The sequence below is a fragment of the Pseudomonas wayambapalatensis genome (genome assembly GCF_049942315.1).
GTDB classification, from domain to species: Bacteria; Pseudomonadota; Gammaproteobacteria; order Pseudomonadales; family Pseudomonadaceae; genus Aquipseudomonas; species Aquipseudomonas wayambapalatensis.
In genome coordinates, this window is sequence record NZ_JBNFMU010000088.1 from 1 (window position 1) to 5,019 (window position 5,019).

Sequence of the window (5,019 nt, forward strand, 5' to 3'; positions counted from 1 at the left end):
TGGTGTGGTCGAGCCGAGTCTTTTTTCTGGGGGGGGGTTTTTTGTTTGTTTTTTCTTTTTGGCTGGGGCACCTCTCTCCCCTCAGGAGCTTTTTGTTTTTTTTTGGTTTTCCCTCCCCCCCCCCCAGGGCCGCAAGGCGGCCCCGATGTCCAGACTTCAGGAGCCGGCCCCGTGAAAGCCCTCGACCAACTCACCTTCGATAACCGCTTCGCCCAACTCGGCGACACCTACTCCACCCAGGTGCTGCCCGAGCCGATTGCCGAGCCGCGCCTGGTGGTCGCCAGCGAATCGGCCATGGCGCTGCTCGACCTCCACCCGGCCCAGGCCGATGAGCCGGTGTTCGCCGAGCTGTTCAGCGGCCACAAGCTCTGGGAAGAAGCCGACCCACGGGCGATGGTCTATTCCGGACATCAGTTCGGCTCTTACAACCCGCGCCTGGGGGACGGCCGCGGCCTGCTGCTGGGCGAGGTGCTGAACGATGCCGGCGAGCATTGGGACCTGCACCTCAAGGGCGCCGGCCAGACACCGTACTCGCGCATGGGCGACGGCCGCGCGGTGCTGCGCTCGTCGATCCGCGCGTTCCTTGCTTCAGAAGCACTGCACGCCCTGGGCATCCCCAGCAGCCGGGCGCTGTGCGTGGTGGGTTCGAGCACCCCGGTGTGGCGCGAGACCCGTGAAAGCGCGGCCATGCTGCTACGCCTGGCGCAGAGCCACGTGCGCTTCGGTCATTTCGAATACTTCTACTACACCCAGCAGCCCGAGCAGCAACGCGTACTCATCGACCACGTGCTCGAACAGCACTACCCCGAATGTCGCGACGCCGAACAGCCCTACCTGGCGATGTTCCGCACCATCGTCGAGCGCAACGCCGAGCTGATCGCGCGCTGGCAGGCCTATGGTTTCTGCCACGGGGTGATGAACACCGACAACATGTCGATCCTGGGCATCACCTTCGATTTTGGCCCCTACGCCTTCCTCGACGACTTCGACGCCAACTTCATCTGCAACCACTCCGACGACCGCGGCCGCTACAGCTACGCCAACCAGGTGCCGATCGCCCACTGGAACCTGAGCGCCCTGGCCCAGGCCCTGACCAAGGTGATCGAAGTGGATGCGCTCAAGGAAACCCTCGGGCTGTTCCTGCCGCTGTACCAGGCGCACTATCTGGACCTGATGCGCCGACGACTGGGCCTGACCACCGCCGAAGACGGCGACATGGCCCTGGTCGAACGCCTGCTGCAACGCATGCAGAGTGGGGGCGTGGACTACACCCTGTTCTTCCGCCGCCTTGGCGAGCAACCTGTGGAACAGGCACTGCAGGTGGTTCGCGATGACTTCATCGACCTCGCCGGCTTCGACGCCTGGGGCGCCGACTACCTGGCGCGCTGCCAGCGCGAAGCGGGTAACGCGCAGGGTCGGCGTGAGCGCATGCATGCGGTCAACCCGTTGTACATCCTGCGTAACTATCTCGCGCAGCGCGCCATCGAAGCGGCAGAGGGCGGGGACTACAGTGAAGTGCGACGCCTGCACCAGGTCCTGTGCAAGCCGTTCGAGGAGCAGCCCGGGATGCAAGCCTATGCCGAGCGGCCACCGGAGTGGGGCAAGCACCTGGAAATCAGCTGCTCTTCCTGAACTACGACTGACCTGGACTTGCCCCCAAGGGTTGGATTGGTGTCCAACTTCTTGGGGGCAATCCATCCCTGTGGGAGCGGCGGTTCGGCGCCCCGACTTGCCCGCGAACACCGGCAAAGCCGGTGCCATTCACCGCGCAGCGGGGGCGTTTCCACTGCAGTCATTGCTGGAGTGGGTGCGCAGGGAAGGGATCTAAGCGTTTTCTTCGAGCAGCGAGTGCAGCTCGACAAACTGCTGTGTCAGCTTGTGCCGCGGCTCCAAGTGAATCAGCGGCAGGCTGGCGTGGTGGGATTCGCGCATCTTCACCGAGCTGCCCAGGTACACCGGCAGCACCGGCAGGCCCTCGGCGAGCAGCTCGTCGAGCATCTGCTGAGGCAGGCTGGCCCGTGACTGGAACTGGTTGACCACGATGCCCTCTACCTGGAGGTCTTCGTTGTGGTCGTCCTTGAGTTCCTCGATCTCGGCCAGCAGGCCGTACAGGGCCTGGCGCGAGAAGCTGTCGCAATCGAAGGGAATCAGCACACGATCTGCGGCGATCAACGCGGAAACCGCATAGAAATTCAACGCTGGCGGGGTGTCGATGTAGATCCGCTCGTAGTCTTCGTCCAGCTCATCGAGCAATTTGCGCAGCTTGTTGATCTTGTGCTTGGCCTCGAGCTTGGGCTGCAGGTCGGCCAGCTCGGCGGTGGCGGTGACCACGTGCAGGTTGTCGAAGGGCGTTTCGTAGATATCGACCTTGTTCTTCTTGCTGAACGGCCCGCTGGACAGGCTCTGCTTGAAGAAATCGGCAATACCCATGGGGATATCGTCACCCGTCAAACCGGTCAGGTACTGGGTCGAGTTGGCCTGGGCATCCAGGTCGATCAACAGGGTCCGGTAGCCTTCGTTGGCACTGACCGCCGCCAGGTTGCAGGCGATGCTCGACTTGCCCACGCCACCTTTCTGATTGAACACCACGCGCCGCATGACTGACCTCCGTGTATCAGGGAATGCCCGAGTATGTGTCCGGCGCGGCGGTTTAGCCAGCACCTTCGGGCTTTTCCAGCCCCGCCAGCAGATCGACGAACGCCCTGGCCATCGCAGAGCCCGCGCCCTCGCGGCGCACCAGCCAGACAGCACTGTTCGCCTGCTCGTCGAGCAGCGTGCGGTACACCACGCCATCGATGCGGATGCGCTGGAACGACGCTGGCAGCACCGATACCCCGAGGCCCGCCGAGACCAACCCGATGATGGTCAGCGCCTCACCGGCTTCCTGGGCAAAATGCGGGCTGAAGCCGGCCTGGCGTGCTAGGTCCATCAGTTGCGCATACAGACCGCTGCCGTAGCTGCGTGGGAAGAATACGAACGGCTCGTGAGCCAGGTCCCGCATATACAGGCCTTGCTCGCCGCCCAGCGCCAGCGGATGGGAGGCATTGAGCACCACGACCAGCGGCTCGCGAAACAACTCGGTGACCGCCAGCCCTTCCGGCACCGGCAGCGGACGCATCAGGCCGACCTCGATGGATTCGTCGAACACCGCGTCGACCACCTCACGGCTGCTCATCTCCTTGAGGTGCAGGTGCACCGCCGGGAAGCGCTGGCGGAAGGCGTGGATCGCCTGGGGAATCCTCGAGGTGAAGGGCGCCGACGAGGTGAAGCCAATCTTCATCTCGCCCAGTTCCCCCAACTGCGCACGACGCGCCACATCGGCCGCCTTGTCGACTTGCGCCAGCACCTGGCGTGCCTCCTCGAGAAACAGTCGTCCAGCCTCGCTCAGCTCGACCCGACGATTGGTGCGCTCGAACAGACGCGCGCCCAACTCCTGTTCCAGCGCCTGGATCTGCTGGCTCAAGGGCGGCTGTGAGATGCCCAGTTGCTGGGCTGCACGGCCGAAGTGCAGCTCTTCGGCGACAGCGATGAAGTAACGCAGGTGACGCAGTTCCATGATCGGCCCCAAATAAGTCGCTAAAGCTATCAAATAGGTCGAACAATATATTGGATCTAATCATTAGCCAGCTATATGCTTTTTTCATTGCGCCAGAGGTATCACCCGTGAAAACTGCTGTAGCCCTCCTTCCTGCCGAACCCGAAGTGCCTCCCCTGAACGACGTGTGGATCGAAAAAGGCACCCCAGCCTTCATGAAAACCGTGCTGGCGCTGTTCAGCGGCGGGTTCGCCACGTTCGCCCTGCTCTACTGCGTGCAACCGATGATGCCGCTGCTGTCGCAGGAGTTCTCGATCAATGCTGCGCAGAGCAGCCTGGTGCTCTCGGTGTCCACCGCCATGCTGGCGTTCGGCCTGCTGGTCACCGGGCCCATTTCCGATCGCATCGGGCGCAAGCCGGTGATGGTCTCGGCCCTGGTGTGCGCTGCCCTGGCGACACTGGCCAGCGCAGTGATGCCGACCTGGGAAGGCGTGCTCGCCACCCGCGCACTGGTCGGCCTGTCGCTGAGCGGCCTGGCGGCGGTGGCAATGACCTACCTGAGCGAGGAAATCCACCCGCAGCACATCGGCCTGGCCATGGGCCTGTACATCGGTGGCAATGCCATCGGCGGGATGAGCGGACGGCTGATCACCGGGGTGCTGATCGACTTCGTCAGCTGGCACACCGCGATGCTGGTGATCGGCAGCCTGGCGCTGCTGGCCGCGGTAGTGTTCTGGAAGGTGCTGCCGGAATCACGCAACTTCCGCGCCCAGTCGCTGAAGCCACGCAATCTGCTCGACGGCTTCCTCATGCACTTCAAGGATGCCGGCCTGCCCTGGCTGTTCCTCGAAGCCTTCCTGCTGATGGGCGCCTTCGTCACTCTGTTCAACTACATCGGCTATCGCCTGCTGGCCGAGCCCTATCACATGAACCAGGCGCTGGTCGGCTTGCTGTCGGTGGTGTACCTGTCGGGCATCTACAGCTCGGCGCAGGTTGGCGCGCTGGCCGATCGGCTGGGGCGTCGCAGGGTGTTCTGGGCGAGCATCCTGGTGATGGCCGGTGGCATGCTGATGACTCTGTTCACCCCGTTGCCAGTGGTGATCGTCGGAATGCTGGTGTTCACCTTCGGCTTCTTCGGCGCCCATTCGGTGGCCAGCAGCTGGATCGGCCGACGCGCGCTCAAGGCCAAGGGGCAGGCGTCTTCGTTGTACCTGTTCTGCTATTACGCGGGATCGAGTGTCGCCGGGACGGCGGGCGGGATGTTCTGGCATTACGCCGGGTGGAATGGCATCGGCCTGTTCATCGGCAGTTTGCTGGCAGTGGCATTGCTGGTGGCGTTGCGCCTGAGCAAGTTGGCACCTAAGTCGGTGTGAGGCATTCGCGGCGGTTCGGGGCGCCAAACCGCCGCAAAACAACCTTCTTCCGTTTACGATCTCCACGATACCCCCACCCCCCTCACCGCTCATCAGGTGTTTCTCCACCTC

At 63.4% G+C, this 5,019-nt stretch carries 4 protein-coding genes; 2 read left to right on the top strand and 2 right to left on the bottom strand.

Translation table 11 applies throughout. The annotated features are described in order from the left end of the window. The first annotated feature begins 171 nt into the window (after nt 1-171). On the top strand, nt 172-1,632 hold the full coding sequence (gene selO / locus ACPZMI_RS03335; protein WP_426351666.1) for a protein adenylyltransferase SelO: 1,461 nt from the start codon (nt 172-174) through the stop codon (nt 1,630-1,632). 192 nt (nt 1,633-1,824) lie between these two features. Here the strand turns inward: selO and ACPZMI_RS03340 are convergent, their stop codons facing one another. Further along, nucleotides 1,825-2,598: a ParA family protein gene (locus tag ACPZMI_RS03340; RefSeq protein WP_054891199.1), complete on the bottom strand. Its 774-nt coding sequence runs from the start codon at nt 2,596-2,598 to the stop codon at nt 1,825-1,827. Nucleotides 2,599-2,650: 52 nt separating this feature from the next. Continuing rightward, nucleotides 2,651-3,556: a LysR family transcriptional regulator gene (locus ACPZMI_RS03345; RefSeq protein ID WP_426351667.1), complete on the bottom strand. Its 906-nt coding sequence runs from the start codon at nt 3,554-3,556 to the stop codon at nt 2,651-2,653. A 107-nt stretch (nt 3,557-3,663) separates the two neighbouring features. Here ACPZMI_RS03345 and ACPZMI_RS03350 point away from each other — a divergent pair, with 107 nt between their 5' ends. After that, on the top strand, nt 3,664-4,908 hold the full coding sequence (locus ACPZMI_RS03350; RefSeq protein ID WP_186721465.1) for an MFS transporter: 1,245 nt from the start codon (nt 3,664-3,666) through the stop codon (nt 4,906-4,908). The last annotated feature ends 111 nt before the right edge of the window (nt 4,909-5,019 follow it).